This is a genomic window from Sphingomonas endolithica, from assembly GCF_025231525.1.
GTDB lineage: Bacteria > Pseudomonadota > Alphaproteobacteria > Sphingomonadales > Sphingomonadaceae > Sphingomonas > Sphingomonas endolithica.
Window position 1 is genome coordinate 269408 of sequence record NZ_CP103057.1, and the last position, 24773, is coordinate 294180.

Here is a 24773-nt window from a genome sequence, read left to right on the forward strand (position 1 = left end):
CCTTCGCGGGGGCACAAGGGAACAGAAGTTATGACGATCCGCGAAACATTCCTGGCCGAAGCCGCCAAGCGCGTCCTCATCACCGATGGCGCGTTCGGCACCGAGATCCAGAACTGGAAGCTCGATGAAGCCGATTATGCCGGCGATCTTGGCCTGTTCAAGGACCAAAAGGGCAATAACGACATCCTCGCGCTGACCAAGCCCGAGGTGCCGGAGACGATCACGCGCGAATATCTCGACGCGGGATCGGATATCGTCTCGACCAACACGTTCAGCGCGAACCTGATCAGCCAGGCGGATTATGCCGCCGAGCATCTGGTGCGCGAGATCAACCTTGCCTCAGCGCAGATCGCGCGGCGGCTGGCGGACGACTATGCCGCTAAGGACGGCCGGCCACGCTTCGTTGCAGGCGCAATCGGGCCAACCAACAAGACGCTGTCGCTATCCCCGGACGTTAACGATCCCGGCTTCCGAGAGATCACCTTCGATTACCTGAAGGACGTGTACCGCGAGCAGATCGATGCGCTGCTCGAAGGCGGGGTGGATTTCATCCTGATCGAGACGGTGTTCGACACGCTGAACGCCAAGGCCGGGATCATGGCCGCATTGGAAGCAGCGGACGCGCTGGGTCGTGAGGTGCCGATCATGCTGTCTATGACGCTGACCGATCTCAGCGGACGCAACCTTTCCGGGCATACGGTGGAAGCGTTCTGGCATGCCGTGCGGCATGCGCGGCCGATTACGATCGGGCTGAATTGCTCGTTCGGCGCGGAGCAGTTGCGGCCGCACGTACGCACCCTGTCGAACATCTGCGACACGCTGATCATGGTCTATCCCAATGCCGGCCTGCCCAACGAACTGGGAGAATATGACGAGCAGCCCTCGACCACCGCGGGTCTGGTGCGCGAATGGGCGGCCAATGCGCAGGTCAATGTGCTGGGCGGCTGCTGTGGGTCTACGCCGGCGCATATTGCGGCGATGGCCAAGGCGGTGCAGGGGCTTCCGGCGCGGGTGGTACCTGTGCCGCCGGTGAAGACACGGCTGGCCGGGCTGGAGCCGATGACGATGGCGGCTTGACCTATCTCCCTCTCCCCTCCGGGGAGAGGGCAAGCGAGTGAAGCGAAGCGCGGGAGAGGGGCAGTCGCAAGCGTCACCTCTCCGTACTGCCCCTCTCCCCGACCCTCTCCCCGCAGGGGAGAGGGAGAAGAAAGTTACCATGACCACCATTTCCGCCACCAATTTCGTCAATATCGGCGAGCGCACCAACGTCACCGGCTCGGCGCGCTTCAAGAAGCTGATCATGGCGGGGGATTACCCTGCGGCGGTGGAAGTCGCGCGCCAGCAGGTCCAATCCGGCGCGCAGGTGCTCGACGTCAATATGGACGAGGGGCTGCTCGACGCCGAATACGCCATGACCACGTTCCTCAAGTTAATCGCCGCGGAACCGGATATCGCGCGCATCCCGTTCATGGTCGACAGCTCGAAATGGTCGGTGATCGAGGCGGGGCTGAAATGCGTCTCGGGCAAGCCGATCGTCAATTCGATCAGCATGAAGGAGGGCGAGGAGAAGTTCCTCTACGAAGCGCGAAAGTGCATGCAGTACGGCGCCGCCGTCGTCGTCATGGCGTTCGACGAGGCCGGGCAGGCCGACACGCAGGCGCGGAAGATCGAGATTTGCGAGCGCGCCTACAACGTGCTGATGGGGATCGGCTTCCCGCCCGAGGACATCATCTTCGACGCCAATGTGTTCGCGGTCGCCACCGGCATCGAAGAGCATAACAATTACGGCGTCGACTTCATCGAGGCGGTGCGCGAGATCCGGCAGCGTTGCCCGCACGTCCATTTCTCGGGCGGCCTGTCCAACCTCAGCTTCTCGTTCCGCGGCAACGAGCCGGTGCGCCGCGCGATGCACTCGGTGTTCCTGTATTACGCCATTCCCGCCGGGCTCGACATGGCGATCGTCAATGCCGGGCAGCTGGATATCTACGACGATATCAATCCAGAACTGCGCGAAGCGTGTGAGGACGTCATCCTCAACCGGCCGCAGCGCAAACCCGACGAGACGCCGACGGAGCGATTGATCGCGATCGCCGAGCGGTTTCGCGGCACCGATGCGGTGGCGGAGAAGGCGGCGGCGGAGTGGCGCTCGCTGCCGGTGACCAAGCGGCTGGAATATGCGCTGGTCAAGGGCATCGACGCGCATGTCGTCGACGATACCGAGGAATGCCGCCAGCAATTCGCGCGGCCGATCGAGGTGATCGAGGGGCCGCTGATGGACGGGATGAACGTGGTCGGCGACCTGTTCGGCTCGGGCAAGATGTTCCTGCCGCAGGTGGTGAAGAGCGCGCGCGTGATGAAGAAGGCGGTCGCGCATCTGTTGCCGTTCATCGAAGCGGCCAAAGAGCCCGGCGCGCGCGGCAAGGGCAAGATCATCATGGCGACCGTCAAGGGCGACGTGCATGATATCGGCAAGAACATCGTCGGCGTCGTCCTGCAGTGCAACGGCTTCGACGTGGTCGACATGGGCGTGATGGTGCCGTGGAGCGATATCCTCAAGGCGGCGAACGAGAATGACGCCGACATGATCGGGCTCTCCGGGCTGATCACGCCGAGCCTCGACGAGATGGTCACCGTCGCCGAGGAGATGAAGCGCGCCGGCATGACCATGCCGCTGCTGATCGGCGGCGCGACGACGTCCAAAGTGCATACGGCGCTGCGCATCGCGCCGGCCTATGATGGTCCGGTGGTCCACGTGCTCGACGCGAGCCGCGCCGTCGGCGTCGCTTCGACCTTGGTCAGCGATACGATCCGCGACGAGTTCGTGCAGAAGACCGCGGACGATTACGAGGCAGTGCGCCTCGCGCGCGCCAACAAGGGGCAAAGCGCGCTCGTCCCGATCGCCGAGGCGCGCGCCAATGCTTTCCCAGCCGACATGGCGATCAAGCCGCCAGCGCCAAAACAGCCCGGCGTGCATGTGTTCGACGATTGGGACCTGGCCGACCTGCGCGAGATCATCGACTGGACGCCGTTCTTCCGCGCCTGGGAGTTGGCGGGCAATTATCCTGCGATTTTGACCGATGAGGTGGTGGGGGAAAGTGCGACGTCGCTGTTTGCGGATGCGCACAAGATGCTCGACCAGATCATTGCGGAGAAGTGGCTGACGGCCAAGGGCGTGGCTGGATTGTGGCCTTGTCACCGCGATGGGGATGACGTGTTCATCTACACCAACCCGTCGGAAAGCCATCGAAGCCCCGACGGTGCGTCGTTCCCCGCCGATCTTCGCATTCCTTCGCTTGATCCCGCTAGCCGGGAAACGGTGCGTATGCCGTTCCTGCGCCAGCAGGTCGCCAAGCGCGAAGGGCGGGCGAACATGTGTCTCGCCGACTTCATCGATCCGCAGGGCGACTGGATCGGCGGCTTTGCGGTCACTGCCGGGCATGGCATCGAAGAGCATCTCAGCCGCTTCAAGGCGCAGCATGACGATTATCAGGACATCCTGCTCAAGGCACTGGCAGATCGCCTGGCCGAGGCGTTTGCCGAGCGGCTGCACCAACATGTCCGCACCACCTTGTGGGGCTATGCTGAGGGCGAGCAACTCACCAACGAGGCGCTGATCCGCGAGCAATATCGCGGCATCCGCCCGGCGCCGGGCTATCCAGCTTGCCCGGACCACAGCGAGAAGCCGATGTTGTTCGACTTGCTGGGGGCTACCGACGCCACCGGGATCACGCTGACCGACAGCTTTGCCATGCTGCCGACGGCAGCAGTCAGCGGCTTCTATTTCGGGCATCCCCAGGCGGAATATTTCGGTGTGGCGCGTGTCGGCCCCGATCAGGTGCAGGATTATGCCGAGAGGCGGGGCGTCGATCTGCCAACCGCGCAACGCTGGCTGAGGCCCAATCTCGACTGAGCCGCAGCAATTGTCATATAAGTATAACTAACAAATGACCGCACTGTCATTGTGGTTGAGCATCTTTGTCACGGGCCGGAGATAGGGCGCGGGTTCACCACAAGAGGGTCGTGACCATGAGTGACAAGCCAGAAGACGTGCGCGGCGATATTGATCCGACGGCGTCGCCGATCGATCAGTTCGCCGCCGCGCAGCACAGCCGCCGTAACATCATGAAGTGGGGCTCGCTGCTGTCCGCCATGAGCATGACCGGCGTGCTCGCCGCGTGCGGCAACGATGACGACCCGCTGCCGACGCCGACCCCCAGCCCGACCCCCACGCCGACCCCGGCCGCCTCGGTGCAGGTGTCGAGCTTCGGCCTTGCCGTGCTGCCCGACACGCAATTCTATTCGCGCTACGCCACCGAAGGCACCGGGAACCAGTTCAAGCGCCTCTATGGCAGCGAACCCTATCTCGCCCAGACGCAGTGGCTGGCCAAGAACGCCGCGGCGCTCAAAATCCCGTTCGTCATCCATGTCGGCGACGTCGTCGACCAGGTCGGCGTCGAGGAACAGTGGAAGGTCGCCGACACCGCGATGAAGGTGCTGGAAGACGCGAAGCTGCCGTATTCGGTGGTCGCCGGTAACCACGACGTCCGCTCCGATGCAGGCTACGATTCGGCACGTCCGGATGTCGGCACCGATGCCGATCGTAATCTCGCCGACGAGCCGTATCTGAAATGGTTTCCGACCGAGCGCGCGGCGCGCCAGAAGACGTTCGGTGGGCGCCATCGCAGCGGCTTCCACGAATATCACACGTTCGAGGCCGAGGGGCAGAAGTTCCTCGTCCTCGCTATGTCGTGGCGCACGTCGAAGGCCGGGATCATCTGGGCGCAGAACGTGCTCAACGCCAATCCGACGCTGCCGTGCATCCTGGTCAATCACGAATTGCTCGGGATCGCCAATGACGCAGTCAGCCCACTCGAGGGCGACTATGGCAAGATGCTGTGGGAAAATCTGATCCGCACCAACGATCAGATCTTCATGACGCTCAACGGCCATATCCACGGTTCGTCGCGGCTGACCAAGAAGAACGATTTCGGCAACGATGTGCTCGAGATGGTGGTCGATTACCAGATGGCCTATCAGGGCGGCAACGGCCTGATGCGCTTCTACGAATTCGATTTGACCAACAACAAGATCCACGCTCTGTCCTTCTCGCCCTGGGTGCCGCAGAAGCCCAAGGACACGCTGAACGCGTTCGACCAGGCCATGCTGACCGAGGACAATCACCAGTTCACCGTCAGCATGAACTTTGCCGAGCGCTTCAAGCGGTTCGCCCCGACCTTCAAGGCGGCGGCAGCGTCGAACCTGTCGCTCACCGCGGCGACGACCAAGATGATCATGGACGGCTTCACGGCGGTCCCCGTGCCGCCGGCCGCGCCGGCCGCCAGCGCGGAGGATTATGTCAAGATCGCCGGTACGACGGCGCACTGGCGCTTCTATGGCGGCACCAATGGCGCCGCCGTGCCGGTCGGCCAGGTGATCGCCGATGCTTCGGGCGGTAATAATCCGTTGAAGCGCGCGGCGCTCAATGTGCCGGCGACCAACACAGCGCAGGCGTCGGACCTGACGTGGAGCGACGATCACCATTACCTGTCGGCCGCGCCGGGATCGGTGGTGTTCTCCAACACGAGCAATGCGCCACGGCTAAGCTACTTCCTGACCGACGTCGCCGCGCAGATGAACGACGATGCGTTCGAGCAGGGCTATACGATCGAAGCGTTCGTCAAGATCGCCAAGGATTGGACGGCGACGAACAATGCCTGGATGAACGTGATGACGCGCGGCGGCCGCCGCGACGCCATTCCGGGCTGGTCTGGCAGCTATGGAGACTCGCCGCCGATCCAGTTTGCCGTGTCCAACCTGCGCGAGATCCAGTGGGAAGTGCCTTCGTTTACCGCCGCCGGCCCGGTACGGTCGCGGACCGCTTGGTCGGGCGAAATCATCGTCGATCGCTGGATGCATCTCGCATTCGTCAACGATCCTGTGGCCAAGACGATCACGATGTATATCGAGGGTGCTCCGGTCTTGCGAAACGCCGTGGACGCCGTCGGCCTGCCGAACAATGGCCTGCCGTGGGTCGTCGGTGCAGGCGCCTCGAACCTGGCCAGCCCGGGCGGCGGTTTCCTGGGGGCGATCGGCGAAATCCGCATCGTGCCCAAGCCGCTGTTGCCGGCACAGTGGCTGACGGCGCGCGCACCGAAGTGAGGAGGCGGGGAGCGGGCGACGGCCCGCTCCCCAGCTACCTTCCTATAGCGCCGACAAAGCGTGTCTTTTTGAAACGACCGGGTCCGCCGGTAACCCCCCGGTGGCCCGATCGTCGCCGTTAACCGGCTTTTCCTCTTCCGACGCTGCGCCCGTCACTCCAGACCGGAGGGGAAGGAGTTCTCCGCATGCGTCTATCTCTTGCTGCACTCGCTCTTGCGCTGACCGTCCCCGCCGCCGCCCAGCAGGCGCGCGCGCCGTTCGTCATTGCCGAGACGGGGCAGGGCTTCAACACGATCGACGATGCGGTGGGCGCGGTGCGCATGGGTACGGCGACGATCCTGATCGCGCCGGGCACCTACCACCAATGCACCATTCAGGCCGGCGGCCGGATCACGTTCAAGGCGGTGCAGCCGGGGACGGCGATCTTCGAAGGCGAGACCTGCGAGGGCAAGGCAGCGTTCGTGCTGCGCGGGCAGGAATCGATTGTCGACGGACTGGTGTTCCGCGGCATGCGAGTAGATGACGGAAATGGCGCCGGCATCCGTACCGAGATGGGTAACCTCACAGTGCGCAATTCGATGTTCCTCGACAGCCAGGAGGGAATTCTGGGCGGCGAGCCGACCGGGCAGCGGATCGTGATCGACCGGTCGACCTTTTCAGGCCTGGGGCAGTGCGACGAGACGGTTGATTGTGCGCATTCGATCTACCTCGCCAATCAGGGATCGGTGACGATCACCAATTCGCGCTTCGAGCGCGGCACCGGCGGGCATTACGTCAAGCTGCGCGTGCCCAACGTGTCGATCACCGACAACAGCTTCGACGATACCGGCGGCAAGAAAACCAATTACATGATCGACCTGCCCGAAGGTGGCACCGGGGTGATCGCGCGCAACACGATGGTGCAGGGCCGCAACAAGGAGAACTGGACCGGCTTCGTCGTGGTCGCGGCGGAGCAGCGGAAATACCCCTCGACCGGGCTCAGGGTCGAGGCAAATACCGCCGGCCTGGCACCCGGCGAGACCCGCAGCCCCGTGTTCGTCGCCAACTATGGCCGCGACCGGTTGGCGCTCGGCGCCAACCGGCTGGGTGCCGGCATCAGGGCGTTCGAGACGCGCTGAGCCGGCACCTTACCTGCAGGAAGCGCCGCCTGCGGTGAGATCCAGGCAGCGGCCATCCACGCCGCGCAGCTTGAGCCCGATCGTGCGCGCAAGCGTTGGCGCGATGTCGACGGTCTCGACGCCACCCGGATGCTCGAAGCCCGTCATCCCTGCGCGCCAGAACAGGATCGGCACGCGACGGTCATAATCGTAGGGCGACCCATGCGTGGCGACATAGCCGCCGGCGGCATTGGGGATCGGCGTAACGCGCGGCTTGAGGAACACCAGCAGGTCGCCCGAGCGCGTGGGATCGAACGAGGCACGCGCGCGCTCGGCGAGCGTCCATGCCGCCGGCGGACCCTTGGGCATCGGAGTCGCCTTGATGTCCGAAGCGGTGAGCACGGCGGCGACCTGCGGCATTGCCTTGTAGCGGGCGACTGCCTCTGCGAGCACGGCCTTGCGTTGTGCCGGGGTGAGCGCAGTGGATAGCCAGACGTCGCCATTGGGAATGTCGCCGAACAGCAGGGGCGCGGCGATACCGAGCTTGTCGGCGATCGCCTTGCCCATGGCCGCAGGTGCCAGCACGGGCGCAGCGCGCTGCGCCTCGGGGATGTTAGACAGCACTTCGCGTTCGGGGATGTCGTTGCCGCCATGGTCAGCGGTCAGCACGACCTCGTAATCCACGCCGGTCGCATCGAGCACGGCGAAGAAGCCGCCGAGATTGCGATCGAGCTCACCCATCTGCAGGCACATCTCGGCGCCCTCGGTGCCGTAGGTGTGTCCGATATAATCGGTTGCCGATGCGCCGACGGTGATGATGTCCGTGGCGGGGCCTTGGCCGAGCTTCATGTCCTGTACCAAGCCGGCGGCGAGCGCCAAGATCGCGGCATCGAAAGCTGGGTTTGCGCGGAACGCGCTCGCATTACCGGCGGCGCGTTCGAAATGGCCGGTGCCGACACTCTTGCCCCCGCCGAGTGCGACTGCCTTGTCGCGTGCCATGCAGTTGGCGGTGACCGCCAGCGGTGCTTGCGCTCGGGCCACGAGCGCAGCGACGGTGGTGTTCGCGCGCGCGACGACCGCAGGCTCCGTGCGACCGGCATAGCTGACAAAGGCCTTGCCGTTCCACCACCATAGTTCGTCGACCTTGTGGCCGCCCATCATCACTGCCGCGCGGTCCTTGCCCGCTACCGACACGACCCGCGTGCGCGGGTCGGCCGCCTTCATGCGCTCGCCGAGCGTCGGCACCTTCAGATGCTTGTCGGACACGGTGTAATTGGATGAAGTGCTGCCGGGGACGGTCTCGTCCTCGGCGCAATATACCGTCTTTTCGGCGCGGAGTGCCGCCTGGTCGATCCAGTTATTAGCGATGATGCCGGTATGGGCCGGGCGATAGCCGCTGGTGATGGTCGAATGACCGGGGCAGGTTTCGGTGGCGGCATGGCTCTGGAAGCCCGAGGGAAACACGCCGCCCTTCAGCAGGCGGGCAAGGCCGTCGCTATAGCTGGCGCGGTATTCGCCAAACAGATCGGCGGAGAATTGATCGACCGATACGACGACGATCAGCTTGGGCGGTCCCTTTGGCGTACCCGGTGCGGTCGGTACCGGTAGCGTTCGTGGCGCGCCCTGCGCCGCAACGGACGCGGGGACGATTGGCGCCGTTCCGGCAAGCGCCAGAGCGATGATGGCGGCCATGGATTTCATGGGATTTCCTTCGAGTGCAATTCCACTGTCGCCCCGCTATGCGCGAGGGCGATGATAGGGACAAGAATGCCGATGCGCGGTTTATGGGTCACGATCGTGACGCTGCTGACGATAATGCTGGCCGGGTCGGCAGCGGCGTACCCGCAGCCGTCGATGGGCGCCACACAGCATCTGGCGATCCGGCTGGTGGCGGAAAGCCCACAGCCGGCGGCAGGATCGCGCGTCACGCTGGCACTCGAGACCCGGCCCGAGCGCGACTGGCATGGCTATTGGTCCAATCCGGGCGATGCAGGATTTCCCGCGACGCTGACCTGGACGCTGCCCAAGGGCGTCATCGCGGGCGTGCTGGCCTATCCGGTGCCGGGCACGCTGCTGATCGCGGGCCTGATGAACTATGTCTATGAGAAGCCCTATGCGCCCCTCGTGACGTTGACCATTCCGGCAGGACTGGCGGCGGGGACCAAGCTGCCGGTGCGGCTCAAGATGAGCTATCTGGTGTGCACCAAGGCGTTGTGCGTGCCGGAGAATGCCGATCTGGCGCTCGACCTAATGGTTGGTGACGGCAATGTCGCGCCGGGCGTGCGGAAACGGTTCGATGCATGGCGGCAGGCGATACCCAAGCCGCTGGACACGAAGGCGACCTGGCAGGCGGCGGACGGGGTGGCGACGATCGCGGTGCCATATCCCGCGGCCGCGCCGCTGGCTGGCGGCTATTTCTTCCCGGTGACGTCGGGGGTGATCGACAATGCCGCACCGCAGACGATCTCGCGCGACGGCGACCGCGTGCTGATTGCGACCAAGGCAAGGGCGGGTGGCCAGCAATTGGATGGCGTGCTGCGCATCGCGCCGGATCGTGCATTGTCGGTGACGGCACTGCCCGGCACCGTGGCGAGCGCACGTGGCGCTCCCCTCGGCGAGATGTGGCTGGCAGCCCTGATCGCGTTCGGGGGGGCAATGCTCGGCGGGTTGATCCTCAACGTCATGCCTTGCGTCTTCCCGATCCTCAGCATCAAGGCGCTGAGCCTGGCGCGTGGGCATCTGGACGAGGCCGCGGCACGGCGCGAGGCGCTCGCTTATGCGGGTGGCGTGATCGCGGTGTGCGTGGCGCTGGGCGCATTGATTCTCGGGCTTCGCGCGGGCGGGTCCGCCGTCGGCTGGGCGTTCCAGCTGCAGGATCCGCGCGTGGTCGTGCTGCTATTGTTGCTGACGGTCGGGCTGGCGCTCAACCTTGCCGGACTGTTCGAGATCCCCACGCCGCGCTTTGTCGGTGCCAGTGGCGGGGTAAGCGGCGCCTTCGCAACCGGGGCACTGGCGGCGTTCGTCGCGACGCCATGCACCGGGCCGTTCATGGGGGCCGCACTCGGCGCGGCTTTGGTGCTGCCCTGGGCAGCGGCGCTGGCGGTATTTGCCGGATTGGGGTGGGGGCTGGCCTTGCCGTTCCTGGCCTTGGGCTTCATCCCGAGGTTGCGGGGGCGCTTGCCGAGGCCGGGTGCCTGGATGGAGACGTTTCGCCATGTGCTGAGCGTGCCGATGTGGCTGACCGCACTGGCGCTCGCCTGGGTGCTGGGGCGGCAGGCCGGCGTCGATGGGTTGACGCTCGGCCTCGGGGCGGCGCTATTGATCGGGCTGAGTCTGTGGGTAGCGGGACGCCGGCAGGGGCGGGGGCTGAGCTTCGGGCCGGTTGCGGCAATCTCGCTGGCGGTCACGGCGACTGCGGCCGCCATGTTGATGCAGCGCGCTTCGGCTGGCCCGGTGCAGATGGCGGGGAGCGAGGCGTTCAGCGAAGCACGGCTTGCCGCGCTGCGCGCCGAGAAGCGGCCGGTCTTCGCCTACTTCACTGCCGATTGGTGCGTGACGTGCAAGGTCAACGAGGCAGCGGCGATCGACACCAAGACCGCGCAGGCGGCGTTTGCGAAGAACAAGGTTGCGGTGCTGGTCGGCGACTGGACTGATGGCGATCCGGTGCTCGGCCGGTTCATCGAGGCGCACAACCGCGCGGGTGTCCCGCTATACTTATACTATGCACCCGGCGCCGCTATGCCACAGGTGCTGCCGCAGATTCTTACGCCGGGAATGCTGGCGAAGCTTGGCTCCTAGCGGCGCGCGCCCGGCAAATGGAGCCTGGGTGCCGCGGGTGCTTGTGCGGCGCAGCGATATGGCACAGCATGGAACCACATGCGATATGGGGGCATTACGAAACAGATGGGGATAGAGCGCGCGTTCGACGAGATCATGGGGATTGGGGGCGGCATGGTGCCGCGCAAGGAACTCGCACCGCTTGGGCGGTGGATCGAAGATACGCCGCCGCAGGAGCTCCGCCGCCGCCAGCAGAGCGCCGAAGCGACGTTCCGGCAGTTGGGCATCACCTTCGCCGTTTACGGGGAGAGCGACGCGAGCGAGCGGATCATCCCGTTCGATATCGTGCCCCGTATCTTCCTGGCCGATGAGTGGCAGCGCCTGTCCGAAGGACTGGTGCAGCGTGTCGAGGCGATCAACGCGTTTCTCGACGATATTTACGGCGCAAGGAAAATCCTCGACGCGGGCGTGCTGCCGCCGGATCTGATCTTCGGCAATGCGCAGTTCCGGCCTGAGATCGCCGGCATGCGGCCGCCGCACGGCATCTGGGCGCATATCTGCGGGATCGATCTGGTGCGCACCGGGCCTGACGACTTCTTCGTGCTGGAAGACAATGCCCGCACGCCCTCCGGCGTCAGCTACATGCTGGAGAACCGCGAGGCGATGCTGCGGCTGTGCCCCGAACTGTTCCGCGAATTTCGTGTGGCAGCGGTCGATAGCTACCCGGACCGGTTGCTGGAAACGATGAAGTCGGTGGCGCCGCATGGGGCGTCGAACCCGGTGTGCGTGGTCCTGACACCCGGCCACTATAATTCGGCTTATTACGAGCACAGCTTCCTGGCAGATTCGATGGGTATCGAATTGGTCGAGGCGGCCGATCTGCTGGTCGACGATGATGTGGTATGGATGCGCACGATCGGCGGTCTGGTTCGGGTGGATGTGATCTACCGGCGGATCGACGACGACTATCTCGATCCGTTGGTGTTCCGGCCGGATTCGGCGTTGGGCGTGCCGGGTCTGATTGCCGCTTACGCCGCGGGCAACGTCGCGCTTCTCAACGCGCCGGGCAATGGCATCGCCGACGACAAGGCGATCTACAGCTACATGCCCGACATCGTGAAATTCTATTCCGGTGGCGAGGCCAAGCTCCCCAATGTCGAGACGTGGCGCTGCCGTGAACCGCAGGCGCTGCGGTACGTGCTCGATAATCTCGAGCAGTTGGTGGTCAAGCTCGTCGATGGCTCGGGCGGCTACGGCATGCTGGTCGGGCCGACGGCTTCTTCTCGCGAGATCGAGGACTTCCGAGCTGCGCTGATCGCCCAGCCCGAACGTTATATCGCGCAACCGACCCTCGCCCTGTCGACCGTGCCGACTTTGTGCGATGCCGGTCTGGCGCCGCGCCACGTCGATTTCCGTCCCTTCGTTCTGACGGGATCGAAGGGCGTGCAAGTAGTGCCAGGCGGTTTGACCCGCGTGGCGCTCAAGGAAGGGTCACTGGTGGTCAATTCGAGCCAGGGCGGCGGCACCAAGGACAGTTTCGTGCTGATGGAAGGGCAGGCGCAGCGGCTGGAGCCTGGGCAGATGACACAAACCATGGGCACGATGACGCAGGGGCAGGGATCGTGAGGGCGCCGGCATGCTAATGTTGTCCCGGACTGCATCGTCGCTGTACTGGCTCGGGCGCTATATCGAGCGGGCGGATTTCGTAGCGCGGTTGGTCGAGGCAACCGTTCGGCTCGATGTGCTGTCGCCGCGGCCGGCGGGCGAGGCGGCGTGGCGCAGCGCGCTACGCGTGACCGAGACGGATGCGGCGTTCGAGGCGACGGGAGCGGGCGTGAGCCAGCAAAACGTTGCGCGGTTCCTGATCACCGACAGCACCCATCCAGGCTCGATCGTCCGCTGCCTGGACATGGCGCGCAACAATGCGCGCGCGGTGCGCACTGCGCTGACGCGCGAGGCATGGACAGCGGTCAATTGCGCCTGGCTGATCTTCGATCGGCATGCGAGTGCCGGTGGAGCACAGGCGACGCTCAAGTTGGTCGAGACGGTGCAGACGGAAGCGCGCGGGTTCGAGGGGGCGGTGCACAAGATGCTGCGCAACCAGACGACGCAGTTCATTCGCCTCGGGCAGGCAGTCGAGCGGGCGGACAACACCGCGCGACTGCTCGACGTAAAATATCACCTGCTGCTTCCTGAGGGTGAGCGCGTCGGCGGGGTGGTCGATCGCGACCAATGGACCACGATCCTCCAAACGGTATCCGCGGTGACCGCGTATCGCTGGCTGTATTCGGAAGGGCTGCGGCCGGCGAATGTCATCGACTTGCTGATCGCCCGCCAGGAACTGCCGCGAAGTTTGGCGGCTTCGGTGGAGGAGACAGTGGAGATATTAAGCTTACTTGCCAAGCGTACCGGGCTGCACGGCGAAGCGGACCGCATGGCGCGCCTCAGGAACACGCGGATGGGGAAGACGCGCACTGGCGAGGTGATCGTCAGCGGGCTGCATCAATATCTGCGCGCCTTCCTGGCCGAAAACGACCTGCTGCACGCGGCGATCGGCCGCCAGTTCAAGTTCGGCTGATGCGGCTGTCGATCGATCATCGCACGACGTATCGCTTCTCCGCCCCGCAAGGCCGGCTGACGCAGATGCTGCGCCTGACGCCCGAGGATACCGATGACCAGACGGTGGCCAGCTGGAACCTGCACGTCGATTGCGACGCACGGCTGCGCCCGGGGCGCGATGGCTTCGGCAACAAGGTGACGATGCTATACGTCGCCGGCGCGATCGACAGCATCGAGATCGAGGTGACGGGCGAGGTGCTGACCAACAGTACCGACGGCGTGGTGCACGGCGCGCACGAAGGGCTACCACCGGCACTATACCTGCGATCCACACCGCTGACGCTGGCGGACGCGGCGATTGTCGATTTTGCCGCGGCCGCCGTGGAGGGGGGCCGCGATCTGATCGACCAGATGCATCGGTTGAACCTGGCGCTGCATGCGCGCTTCAAGGAGGATCGCGCGCGACCGGTGGCGGGGCAGACCGCGGCAACGGCGTTCGCCGCCGACAAGGCGACGCCACGCGATATGGCGCATATCTTCGTCGCTGGCGCGCGGTCGCTGGGCGTGCCAGCGCGCTATGTCTCGGGTTATAGCCGGAATGCCTTTGGCGGCGAGCATCGCCCGGCGCCGCATGGCTGGGCCGAGGCCTATGTCGAACGTCTCGGCTGGGTTGCATTCGATCCCTGCGCGGGACGATCGGCCGACGAGGCCTATGTGCGAGTGGCGGTGGCACTCGACGCCGCCGGCGCGGCGCCCGTTGCCGGATCGCGGCTCGGCGAGGGCCGAGAGCAGATGGATGTGGACGTCACGGTAGCGCCCACCGAGGGGTGACGTGGATCAGCTGCCGGAGGAGCCGTCAGGCCAGTTCCTTCTCCAGTGCAGCCTGAACGCTGATCGGGGCCGCCACCGGTTCGTCCTGGAACAGGCTCCAGCCCCGTGGCCCAAGCACTTCGAGCGGGCGGTAGCGCGTCTTGTACTCCATGCGCTGCGATCCCTTCACCCAATAGCCGAGATAGACATACGGCAGACCGACGGCGCGCGCGCGCAGGATGTGATCCATGATGATGAAGTTGCCGAGACCCGGAACGTCCGAATCGAAGAAGCTGTAGATCATCGACAGGCCATCCGCCTGCTGATCGGTCAGGCAGGCACCGATCAGACGCCCCTGGCGGCCGTCTTGCGCCGGTTCGCGATACTCGACGATGAAGCTGTTGACTGGCGAATGTTCGACCATGTCGGCATAGTCGCCCTCGTCCATTCCCGCCATGCCGCCGCCGGGGTGGCGAGCGGCAAGATAGCCGCGCAGCAGCTGGAACTGCTCGTCCGTCGCCCAGGGGCGGCAGGCGGTAATCTCCAGCGCGCCGAGACGCTTGAGCAATTTGCGCTGGGTTGCATTGGCGACGAACTCCGACGCCACGACTCGTACCGACACGCACGCGACGCAAGACGCGCAACTGGGACGATAAGCCACTGACTGGCTGCGACGAAAGCCGATCCGGCCCAGTGCGTCGTTCAGTTCGGCGGCGTGGGGACCGTTAAGTTCGGTGAAAACCTTTCGCTCCTGCCGGCCCGGCAGATACGGGCACGGCGAGGGGCTGGTCACGAAGAAGCGCGGAAAACGAAAAGGCGCAGTCACGCCGGAACTCCCAAAAGCGAACCGGGTGCTGACCCGACCGCTCACATCTATGGGTCGCTTTTAAAATGATGAAAAGGTCGTTTACCATCATTGATCGTTAACGCGGTCGCGCGTTAGGCGAGTTCGACGGGGCTCGCTTCGTAGCCCGCCTCGGTCAGAGCTGCGGTGAGGCGGTCGAGATGCGCCCGATCTCGCGTTTCGCATTCGATGTCGGTGATCAGCCCCTTGGCGGGCAGCGTGGTGAACACGCGCTGGTGATAGACTTCGATGATGTTGACGCGCTGCTGATCGAAGATGCGCGCCACGTTGAACAGCGCGCCGGGCTGATCCTGCAGACGGATGCGCAGGCGCGCCAGGCGGCCGGAACGGGCGAGATCGCGCAGCAGGACGTTGGCGAGCAGCCGCGTGTCGATATTGCCGCCACACAGCACGACACCCACCGTCTTGCCGCGGAAACTTTCGGGATGCTGGAGCAAGGCCGCCAGGCCCGCGGCGCCGGCGCCTTCGACCACGGTCTTCTCGATCTGCAGTAGCAGGCTGACCGCCTGTTCCAGGCTTCGTTCGCTTACCAGCACGATATCGTCGACCAGATCGGCGACCATCAGCGAGGTGATGCCGCCGGGTTCCTTGACCGCGATACCCTCCGCCAGCGTGTCGCCCGCGCAGGGCATGTCGGTGCCGTTGATGCGGTTGTACATCGAGGGGAATAGCTCCGCCTCGACGCCGATTACTTCGATCGGCTTGTCCGCCGCACGCGCCACGGTGGCCATGCCGGAAATCAGCCCGCCGCCGCCGATCGGCGTGAGCAGCAGATCGATCGCGGGGACGTCTTCGAGCATCTCGATCGCCACCGTGCCCTGGCCGGCGATCACCCGAACGTCGTCGAAGGGATGAACGAAGGTGAGGCCATTCACCGCCTCCAGTTCGCGGGCATGGGCATAAGCGGCATCGAAGGTCTCGCCGTACAGCACCACCGTCGCCTTATGGCCTTCGGTCTGCGTCACCTTCACGGTCGGTGTGTTGGTGGGCATGACGATCGTCGCCGGGATGCCGAGCCGATTGGCGTGATAGGCGAGTCCTTGCGCATGATTGCCAGCCGATGCGGCGATGACACCCGGCGTGCCGGGGGGCAGCTGCAACAACGTGTTGAGCGCGCCGCGCTCCTTGTAGGCGGCGGTGAACTGCAGATTCTCGAACTTCAGATACACCGTCGCGCCGGTAAGTTCGGAGAGCGTGCGGCTGATGAAGGTCGGCGTTCGGACGATCTGATCGGCGATGCGCGCGTGCGCGTCGCGGATGTCCTGGATGGTCACGGGAGCATGAGGCGGCGTGGGGAGGGGATAACTTGCCATAGATCAAGCCGACTAGACCATCTGGCGCAGCGAAGGAACACTGACTATCGGAAGAGCCATGGCAACAATCGCATTCATCGGAACCGGCGTGATGGGCGCGCCGATGGCGGGGCATCTCGTCCGCGCCGGGCACGACGTCACCGTCTATAATCGCACGCGCGCCAAGGCGGATGCCTGGGCGGACACTTATGGCGGGCAGGTCGCCGATACGCCGGCCGCGGCGGCAATGGGCAAGGATGCGGTGATCACCTGCGTCGGCAACGACGATGATCTGGCTGCGGTGACCCTCGGGGCCGAGGGCGCCTTTGCGGTGATGCGCGACGACGCGGTGTTCATCGACCACACGACCGTGTCGGCGGATATCGCACGACGGCTGGCAAGTGCGCGGGCATTATCGGTGGATGCACCGGTATCAGGCGGGCAGGCGGGTGCCGAGAACGGCAAGCTGTCGATCATGTGCGGCGGATCGGCCGAAGCGCTGGCCAAAGCGGAGCCGATCATGGCCGCCTATGCCGCGCGGATCGTGCATGTCGGTGATCCGGGGGCGGGGCAGACGACCAAGATGGTCAACCAGATCGCCATCGCCGGCGTGCTGCAGGGTGTGAGCGAGGCGCTGCGATTCGCGCAGGCAAGCGAACTCGACCTCGCCAAGGTGTTCGAGGCGATATCGGGCGGTGCGGCGCAGAGCTGGCAGATGGTCAATCGCTGGGAGTCGATGGGCGAGGACCGCTTCGACTTCGGCTTTGCGGTGGATTGGATGCGCAAGGATTTGGGGCTGGCGCTGGATGAAGCTAAGCGCAACGGCGCGGTGCTGCCCGTCGCGGCGTTGGTCGATCAATTCTATGCCGAGGTGCAGCGGATAGGCGGCGCCCGCCAGGATACGAGCGCGCTCGTCAGGAGATTGCCGAAGTGAAACGTTGCACGACCGTCACCCTGAACTCGTTTCAGGGTCCATGCGCGGCCACTTGCCTCATGCGTGTCGCCCGTGTGGCAGATGACCGCGCCTGGATGCTGAAACAAGTTCAGCATGACGGTAAGCGTGTGGTGCAGGCAGTGCTCGCGGCGTTCGCCCTGAGTTTCGCAACCCCCGCCCTCGCCGATGCCCTGGTCGACAATGTCAACGGCGTGACGATGGACAAGGACGGCAAGCCGATCCAGTTCACCGGCCTGCTGATCACGCCCGAGGGCAAGGTCAGCCGGTTGCTCCAGCGCGGCGACAAGCGGCCCGAGAAGCTGGATTGGCGCGCGGACATGAAGGGTAGGACATTGCTGCCCGGCTTCGTCGACGCGCATGGCCATGTCATGGAACTGGGCTTCCGCGCGCTGGCGCTCGACTTGTCCGATACGCGCACGCTGGAGGAAGCCAAGGCGAAGATCGCCGCTTATGCCAAGGCCAATCCCGATCGCAAATGGATCTTGGGGGGCGGCTGGAACCAGGAGGCGTGGGGCCTGGGCCGGTTTCCCACCGCTGCCGATCTCGACGGGATTGCCGGCGATCAGCCGATCTGGCTCGCGCGCGCGGATGGTCATGCCGGTTGGGCGAATTCCGCCGCGATGAAGGTGGCGGGCGTCACCGCGCGCAGCATCTCGCCGGCGGGCGGGCGGATCGAGAAGACGGGCACGCTGCCGAACGGCGTGTTCGTCGATGCCGCGCAGCAATTGATCGAGAAAGCGGTGCCGCAGCCGCTGCCGGCGGACAGGAATGCCGCCTTCATCAAGGCGCAGACGATCCTGCTCGGCTTCGGCATCACCGCGACTGCGGACATGGGGACCTCACTCGACGATTGGCTCGCCTATCGCCGGATAGGCGATCTCGGCGCGATGCGGGTGCGGGTGATGAGCTACGCGAGCAGTGTCGACACTGCGGTGCAGGTCGGCGGGCGCGGGGGAACGCCGTGGCTGTACGGCGACAAGCTGCATCTGGGTGGTGTGAAGCTGTACGCCGATGGTGCGCTTGGATCGCGCGGCGCGTGGCTGAAGGCGCCGTATAGCGACGCGCCCAAGGAAAGCGGCCTCGGCTTCATGGCCGAGGACGTGATCCGCAACCTGATGAGCCGGGCGTCGCTCGAGGGGTATCAGGTCGCGGTGCATGCAATCGGCGACAAGGCCAATGCGCAGGCGCTGGACGCGATCGAGGCGATGTCCGATACCTATAAGGGCGATCGGCGCTGGCGGATCGAACATGCGCAGATCGTCGATCCGATCGACCTGCCGCGCTTCGGCAAGTTCGGCACGATCGCCTCGATGCAGCCGGTGCATGCCACGAGCGATCGGACGATGGCCGAGGCGCGGCTGGGCGCAGCGCGACTGACCGGCGCCTATGCCTGGGCGACGATGCTGAAGAACGGTGCCAAGCTGGCCTTCGGATCGGACTATCCGGTGGAAAGCCCCGATCCGTTCGCCGGCTGGGCCGCGGCGTTCACGCGCACCGATGCGACGGGGCAGCCGTTCGGCGGCTGGCGGCCGGAGGAAGCGGTGACGCGCGAGCAGGCGTGGTGGGCGTTCACGCAAGGGGCGGCCTATGCGGGGTTTGCCGAAGACAAGTTCGGGCGGCTGGCGGTCGGGCAGCAGGCGGACTTCATCATCGTCGATCGCGATCCGCTGCTGGCTTCACCGGCCGAATTGCGGACCACGAAGGTGCAGGAGACCTGGGTCGGCGGGGCGAAGGTTTGGTCGCGGAAGTGAGGGGCGAATCGTAACGTCATGCTGAACTTGTTTCAGCATCCATGCGCGGTCAATTGATGCAAGGGCGACGTATATGGAGCGTGAACCCGCTGTCTACATACTCGCCAGCCAAAAGCGCGGGACCTTATATGTCGGCGTAACCTCGGTGCCGGTCGGACGTATGATGCAGCACCGAGACGAACTGATCGAGGGCTTTACCAAACGCTACGGCGTCAAGCGGCTCGTGCTGATCGAGCACGCCGAGACGATGGACATTGCGATCGCCCGGGAGAAGCAGTTGAAGAACTGGCATCGTGCATGGAAGATCAACCTCATCGAAGCGACTAATCCGACCTGGCGTGACTTGGCGCTGGATTTCGGCCTGGCACCTTTGTCGCCGACGCGGATCACCAGGTGACGTCGCACCGGGATTGCTTTGGGATCGCGGCGCGGTTGATCGACCCACGGGTCGTGTCCATGTGGTGGGTGGCCGCGCCTGGATCCTGAAACGAGTTCAGGATGACGGCGGGACGTGGTTCAGGCCCTAACCCCCAAACAAAAGGCCGCGGCACCCCCCGATGCCGCGGCCTTTGCTGCCCGCGGCAGCAGCCCTATTCGATCGATCAGGCGACTTCGGCGACCGGCATGCCGACTTCGTCCGGTTCGCGCAGCACATAGCCGCGGCCCCAGACGGTCTCGATGTAATTCTCGCCATCGCAGGCGAGGCTCAGTTTCTTACGCAGCTTGCAGATGAACACGTCGATGATCTTGAGTTCGGGTTCGTCCATGCCGCCGTACAGGTGGTTGAGGAACATTTCCTTGGTCAGCGTCGTGCCCTTGCGCAGGCTGAGCAGCTCGAGCATCGCGTATTCCTTGCCGGTCAGATGGACGCGGCTGCCATCGACTTCGACCGTCTTGGCATCGAGATTGACCGCGAGCTTGCCGGTACGGATGACCGACTGGCTGTGACCCTTGGAGCGACGCACGACGGCATGGATCCGCGCGGTGAGTTCTTCGCGGTGGAACGGCTTGGTGACGTAATCGTCGGCGCCGAAGCCGAACGAACGGACCTTGCTGTCCATCTCGTTGATGCCGCTCAGGATCAGCACCGGCGTCTGCACGCGGGCGACGCGGAGCTTCTTGAGCACGTCATAGCCGTGCATGTCGGGCAGGTTCAGATCGAGCAGGATGATGTCGTAATCATACAGCTTTCCCAGATCGAGCCCTTCCTCGCCAAGGTCCGTCGTGTAGACGATGAAACCCTCGGCAGTGAGCATGAGGTCGATCGCCTTGGCGGTCGAGGGCTCGTCTTCGATCAACAGTACGCGCATCTTGGCCGTCCCCTGTCCAGACGCGTCGCCATCAGCCTGTTGCTGATCGCTATCGCGCATAAACCATTAACCTCATCAGGGATGAACGCAAAAGGTTAATTTCGAATTAAGCGGCCTAGTTCCGCGAGTCGCGGGCAATTCTTTCGGTCGGCGCCGCGAATCACCTGTGCGATGAGAGCCCTTTTGGCCTGAAGTGGTAAACAACGCGCTACGCGTCAGCTGCCAAATCCATCTGCCGCGCAGACGCTGCGCATCCGTTCGGCCAGGAAGGCGATCAACGTCTCGACGCGGGCGGGGCGGAGATTGCTCGGCGGGGTGAGCAGGTGGAGCGCGATCGGCGGCAAGGTCCAGTCGGTCAGGATCGCTTCCAGCGCGCCACTCGCCAGATCCGGGCCGACGATGAAGTCGGGCAGGATGCCGATGCCGAGCCCGGCACGGAGCGCGGGCAACAGCGCGTCGCCGCTGTTGGTGCGCAGCGGGCCGGTCGGGCGTACCGCCGCCTCGCCACCATCGGGGCCGCGGAAGCGCCAGGGGCCGGTGACGTTGGTGTAGGCAAAGCATGGCCGCTCGCCGAGTTGCGCAGGGTGGGTCGGGCGGCCGTGTAGCTGCAGATAGGCTGGCGCGGCGATGATATGTGCGTTGACGGGGCCGAGGCGGCGCGACCGCAGCGAGGAATCGGGCAGATCGGCGATGCGCAGCGCGATGTCGAAGCCGTCGGCGACGATGTCGACCTTGCCGTCGGTGAGGTTCAGATCGATCTCGATGCCGGGATGCTGCGCCAGAAATTCGGTCACGAGCGGCGCGACGTGGAGCAGGCCGAGCGTCATCGGCGCGGTCAGGCGGACCAGGCCGCTGGGCGCGGTAGCGGCGTCGCGCGCGGCTTCCTCCGCCGCGTTCGCCTCCGCCAGGATGCGCGCGGCATGCTCGGCCAGCGCCTTGCCGCTCTCGGTCAGCGTCAGGCGGCGGGAGGTACGGTGGAACAGCGACTGGTTGAGATGCGCCTCCAGCCGGGTGATCGCCTTGGACACCGTGGCCTTGGACACGCCGATCGTCTCTGCCGCGCCGCTGAACGAGCGATGCTCGACCACTTGCGCGAAGATCGCCCAGGCTTCGAGGTCCGGCAGGCGCATGATCGAGTCCTTTCTCTTGGTCCCGCAAGCTACCAAGTGAAACGATTGGTTTCCAGCGTTTCCGTTTACGACCTAATCAAAACCACTATCTTGGCGGCAACAACTGTTAGCGAGGACTTCGCCATGATCGATACCAAGAGCAAAATTGAAAAAAGGTCGTTCGACAGCCTGGGCCATGCCGACCATGGCTGGCTGAACGCGCGCCATCACTTCTCGTTCGCCAATTACTATGATCCCGCTCGCATGGGCTGGGGCGCGATCCGCGTGTGGAACGACGACGAGATCGGGCCGAACAGCGGCTTTCCGGCGCATCCGCACAAGGACATGGAGATCATCACCTATGTCCGCAGCGGCGCGATCACGCACCAGGATTCGATGGGTAACAAGGGCCGGACCGGCGCTGGCGATGTGCAGGTGATGAGTGCCGGTACCGGCGTGCGGCATGCCGAATTCAACCTGGAGCCCGAGACGACGACATTGTTCCAGATCTGGATCGAGCCATCGCGGACCGGCGGCGCGCCGAGCTGGGGTGCCAAGCCGTTCCCCAAGGAAGCACGCGACGGCAAGTTCGTCGTGCTGGCGAGCGGCTTTCCGGAGGACGTCGATGCCCTGCCGATCCGGACCGATGCCCGTGTGCTGGGTGCGACGGTGAAGGCGGGCGAGAGCGTCACGCACATCGTCGGCACGGGACGGCATGCCTATCTCGTCGCGGCGAAGGGCGCGCTGGAGATCGATGGCGTGCGATTCGGCCCGCGTGATGGCGCGGCGCTGGAAGGCGGCCAGACCGTCGAGATCAAGGCGCTCGAAGATGCCGAGATCGTGCTGGTCGACAGCGAGTAAGTATATCGAAACGTCATGCCGGCGCAGGCTGGCATGACGGCCCTTGTTGCTGCCCCTCCCACAAAGGAAACGTCCATGACCAAAGTTCTCGTCCTCTATTACTCGTCCTACGGCCATATTGAACAGATGGCCGATGCCGTTGCCGAAGGCGCGCGTTCCGGCGGGGCCCAGGTCGATATCCGTCGCGTCGCCGAAACCGCACCCGACGCCGTCGTGCAGGCCGCCGGCTTCAAGACAGACACCGCGCACCCGCTGATCGAAAGTGTCGACGCGCTGGAGCAGTATGATGCGATCATCATCGGTGCGCCGACGCGCTTCGGCCGCATGCCGAGCCAGATGGCCTCGTTCCTCGACCAGGCCGGCGGCCTGTGGTTCCGCGGTGCGCTGAACGGCAAGATCGGTGGCGCGTTCACCTCCACTGCGAGCCAGCATGGCGGGCAGGAGACGACGTTGTTCTCGATCATCACCAATCTGCTGCACTTCGGCATGACGATCGTCGGGCTGGATTACGGCTTCCAGGCGCAGATGGGCGTCGACAAGGTGCGCGGCGGATCACCTTATGGCGCGACGACGATCTCGGACGGCGACGGCAGCCGCCAGCCGGGCCAGGAAGAGCTGGATGGCGCACGCTATCAGGGCAAGCGCATCGCTGAGGTCGCGGCCAAGCAGTTCGGCTGATCGAGCAGCAGCGAAGACGGCCGGGCGGGTTGCCGCTCGGCCGTTTTGCTGCCTTAAGCGCCCGGCAGGCGCGGGAAGGCGAGCGGGAAAAGCGGGCGCGGTAGCGTCGGCACGACACGTGGCGGCTTGATGAACAAGCCCGGGATGGCCGGGTAATTCGATGCGGCCCGGGCGAAGACGGCGCGGGCGGCGGTTGCACCCGGTGACCTCGCCGACGTGCCGACCCAGCGCCAGTGCCATGGCTCCCAACTGACCCCTTGCGCATTGGCGGGGGGGAAGGACAGTTCGAAGCCATAATCCCGCGCATGGGCGATCAGCCAGCGACCGGCGGGTTGCCAGACGATGCAGGCATCGACGTCGGGACAATCGGGCGACGGACGAATGCCGAAATCGAGCGCGTAGCCGGTGGCATGTTCGCTATAGCCCGGCGGCGCGACGACGCGGGCGCGCTCGGCGGCGGTAGCGAAGCGTTGGTCAGCGCCGATCCGCCCGCAGAATACCTGGCGCTGATATGCGATCGAGCGATGGCAGGAGACACCGCGCAAGGTGCCGGCGACGTCCGGCACGGCGTTCGCTGCGCTCAACAGCCGCGTGAGATCGGCGGCCGCGGCGCGCTGCAGCCGGCACGGGCCACCCAAGGCGAAACCGGGCGGCGCATCGACCATGTCGTATTGCGCGCCCTCGCCGTACGGCAGATGTCCCAACACGCGGCCATCCTTGCCGGTCTCGGCGATCTGCCCCGGACAAAGCTCGATCGGCGCGGCGAGCGCGAGCGCCGGCGCCATGCCGAGCATCCAGCCGCATGTGCCGATGACAAAGTTGAGGAAGCGCGGCACCGGTGTTTCTCTGGCATGACGGCGCGGGGAGTGGCAAGGGCATGCCATGCTCGTAAATCATGTTCTCTTCCTCGACGGCGAAGCGCTGGTCATCGACAAGCCCGCCGGCTTGCCGGTCGATCGGCCGCGTGACGGCTCGCTCAGCCTTGAAAACCACCTCGACGGCTTGACCTTCGGGTTCCGGCGCTGGCCGCACGCGGTACACCGGCTGGACCGCGATACGTCGGGCTGCCTGCTCCTCTCGCGCAACCCAAAGGCCCATGCGCGGCTGCAGCAGGCGTTCGAGCAGGGGCTGGTGATCAAGCGCTATCTCGCGGTGCTGGACGGCGTGCCGGAGGGCGAGAGCGGGACGATCGACCTGGCCTTGTCCAAGACCAGCACGGCGGAGGAAGGCTGGCGAATGCGCGGCGACCCGGCCGGCAAGGCGGCGCGGACCGGCTGGCGCGTGATCGAGGTGAAGGATGGCCGCGCGTTCGTCGAGTTCACGCCGGAGACGGGACGCACGCACCAGATTCGCGTGCATGCCGCCGAAGCGCTGGGTGCTCCCGTGGTCGGCGATCCGATCTATGGCAGTGGCGGCAAGCACACCTTGCTGCACGCCGCGGCGCTGACCGTTCCGCGCGCAGGCAAGGACCCGATCGTCGCGGTTGCGCCGCTGCCCGAGCGTTTTGCCGAGGCTGGCTTCGCGCTGGCACCGGTGCAGGGCGACTAAGC

At 65.2% G+C, this 24773-nt stretch carries 20 protein-coding genes; 14 read left to right on the top strand and 6 right to left on the bottom strand.

Translation table 11 applies throughout. The features are described 5' to 3' along the window. The first annotated feature begins 30 nt into the window (after positions 1 to 30). From NV382_RS01385 to NV382_RS01400, 4 genes are all read left to right on the top strand, one after another. Entirely contained in the window at positions 31 to 1077 is a 1047-nt protein-coding gene (locus NV382_RS01385) for a homocysteine S-methyltransferase family protein (protein ID WP_260598769.1), read from the top strand. A gap of 139 nt (positions 1078 to 1216) precedes the next feature. Next, complete coding sequence (metH, locus tag NV382_RS01390; RefSeq protein ID WP_260598770.1) at positions 1217 to 3910, top strand: methionine synthase; 2694 nt, start codon at positions 1217 to 1219, stop codon at positions 3908 to 3910. A gap of 116 nt (positions 3911 to 4026) precedes the next feature. Then, a complete protein-coding gene (locus NV382_RS01395) occupies positions 4027 to 6159 on the top strand; it encodes a LamG-like jellyroll fold domain-containing protein (RefSeq protein WP_260598771.1) in 2133 nt (710 codons plus the stop codon). A gap of 185 nt (positions 6160 to 6344) precedes the next feature. After that, entirely contained in the window at positions 6345 to 7277 is a 933-nt protein-coding gene (locus NV382_RS01400; protein ID WP_260598772.1) for a polysaccharide lyase domain-containing protein, read from the top strand. Between the two features lie 9 nt (positions 7278 to 7286). On the opposite strand, the gene NV382_RS01405 is transcribed toward NV382_RS01400, so the two are convergent. Next, complete coding sequence (locus NV382_RS01405; RefSeq protein WP_260598773.1) at positions 7287 to 8957, bottom strand: alkaline phosphatase family protein; 1671 nt, start codon at positions 8955 to 8957, stop codon at positions 7287 to 7289. 72 nt (positions 8958 to 9029) lie between these two features. Here NV382_RS01405 and NV382_RS01410 point away from each other — a divergent pair, with 72 nt between their 5' ends. The 4 genes from NV382_RS01410 (at position 9030) to NV382_RS01425 (ending at position 14423) form a co-directional block, all read left to right on the top strand. Then, on the top strand, positions 9030 to 11054 hold the full coding sequence (locus NV382_RS01410; RefSeq protein ID WP_260600266.1) for a protein-disulfide reductase DsbD family protein: 2025 nt from the start codon (positions 9030 to 9032) through the stop codon (positions 11052 to 11054). A gap of 105 nt (positions 11055 to 11159) precedes the next feature. After that, positions 11160 to 12659: a circularly permuted type 2 ATP-grasp protein gene (locus NV382_RS01415; RefSeq protein ID WP_260598774.1), complete on the top strand. Its 1500-nt coding sequence runs from the start codon at positions 11160 to 11162 to the stop codon at positions 12657 to 12659. 16 nt (positions 12660 to 12675) lie between these two features. Then, positions 12676 to 13611, top strand: a complete 936-nt coding sequence (locus NV382_RS01420) for an alpha-E domain-containing protein (protein ID WP_260600267.1) — start codon at positions 12676 to 12678, stop codon at positions 13609 to 13611. Next, the gene (locus tag NV382_RS01425; protein WP_260598775.1) at positions 13611 to 14423 is read left to right on the top strand and encodes a transglutaminase family protein; all 813 of its coding nucleotides are present in this window, start codon (positions 13611 to 13613) and stop codon (positions 14421 to 14423) included. Before NV382_RS01420 ends, NV382_RS01425 begins: the two co-directional genes overlap by 1 nt. Before the next feature lie 25 nt (positions 14424 to 14448). On the opposite strand, the gene NV382_RS01430 is transcribed toward NV382_RS01425, so the two are convergent. Together NV382_RS01430 and NV382_RS01435 are read right to left on the bottom strand one after the other, a co-directional pair. Then, complete coding sequence (locus tag NV382_RS01430) at positions 14449 to 15228, bottom strand: arginyltransferase (protein WP_260598776.1); 780 nt, start codon at positions 15226 to 15228, stop codon at positions 14449 to 14451. Between the two features lie 113 nt (positions 15229 to 15341). Then, the gene (locus NV382_RS01435; protein ID WP_260598777.1) at positions 15342 to 16580 is read right to left on the bottom strand and encodes a threonine ammonia-lyase; all 1239 of its coding nucleotides are present in this window, start codon (positions 16578 to 16580) and stop codon (positions 15342 to 15344) included. A 58-nt stretch (positions 16581 to 16638) separates the two neighbouring features. Here NV382_RS01435 and NV382_RS01440 point away from each other — a divergent pair, with 58 nt between their 5' ends. The 3 genes from NV382_RS01440 to NV382_RS01450 all read left to right on the top strand — a co-directional run bounded on the left by NV382_RS01440 (position 16639) and on the right by NV382_RS01450 (position 19662). Further along, positions 16639 to 17493, top strand: coding sequence for an NAD(P)-dependent oxidoreductase (locus NV382_RS01440; protein ID WP_260598778.1), 855 nt, complete (start codon positions 16639 to 16641; stop codon positions 17491 to 17493). Positions 17494 to 17588: 95 nt separating this feature from the next. Next, positions 17589 to 19265 (top strand): amidohydrolase, encoded by a 1677-nt coding sequence (locus tag NV382_RS01445; protein WP_260598779.1) that lies wholly within the window; start codon positions 17589 to 17591, stop codon positions 19263 to 19265. Between the two features lie 73 nt (positions 19266 to 19338). Further along, on the top strand, positions 19339 to 19662 hold the full coding sequence (locus NV382_RS01450) for a GIY-YIG nuclease family protein (RefSeq protein WP_260598780.1): 324 nt from the start codon (positions 19339 to 19341) through the stop codon (positions 19660 to 19662). 205 nt (positions 19663 to 19867) lie between these two features. On the opposite strand, the gene ctrA is transcribed toward NV382_RS01450, so the two are convergent. Both ctrA and NV382_RS01460 read right to left on the bottom strand, forming a co-directional pair. Continuing rightward, positions 19868 to 20575, bottom strand: a complete 708-nt coding sequence (gene ctrA / locus NV382_RS01455; protein ID WP_260600268.1) for a response regulator transcription factor CtrA — start codon at positions 20573 to 20575, stop codon at positions 19868 to 19870. A gap of 215 nt (positions 20576 to 20790) precedes the next feature. Beyond that, a complete protein-coding gene (locus tag NV382_RS01460; RefSeq protein ID WP_260598781.1) occupies positions 20791 to 21705 on the bottom strand; it encodes a LysR family transcriptional regulator in 915 nt (304 codons plus the stop codon). Between the two features lie 123 nt (positions 21706 to 21828). On the opposite strand from NV382_RS01460, the gene NV382_RS01465 reads away from it, so the two are divergent. Together NV382_RS01465 and wrbA are read left to right on the top strand one after the other, a co-directional pair. Continuing rightward, positions 21829 to 22545: a pirin family protein gene (locus tag NV382_RS01465; protein ID WP_260598782.1), complete on the top strand. Its 717-nt coding sequence runs from the start codon at positions 21829 to 21831 to the stop codon at positions 22543 to 22545. Positions 22546 to 22620: 75 nt separating this feature from the next. Further along, positions 22621 to 23223, top strand: a complete 603-nt coding sequence (gene wrbA, locus NV382_RS01470) for an NAD(P)H:quinone oxidoreductase (RefSeq protein WP_260598783.1) — start codon at positions 22621 to 22623, stop codon at positions 23221 to 23223. A gap of 53 nt (positions 23224 to 23276) precedes the next feature. On the opposite strand, the gene NV382_RS01475 is transcribed toward wrbA, so the two are convergent. Then, entirely contained in the window at positions 23277 to 24059 is a 783-nt protein-coding gene (locus tag NV382_RS01475; RefSeq protein ID WP_260598784.1) for a M15 family metallopeptidase, read from the bottom strand. Between the two features lie 46 nt (positions 24060 to 24105). Here NV382_RS01475 and NV382_RS01480 point away from each other — a divergent pair, with 46 nt between their 5' ends. Next, entirely contained in the window at positions 24106 to 24771 is a 666-nt protein-coding gene (locus NV382_RS01480; RefSeq protein WP_260598785.1) for an RluA family pseudouridine synthase, read from the top strand. Positions 24772 to 24773 lie beyond the last annotated feature (2 nt).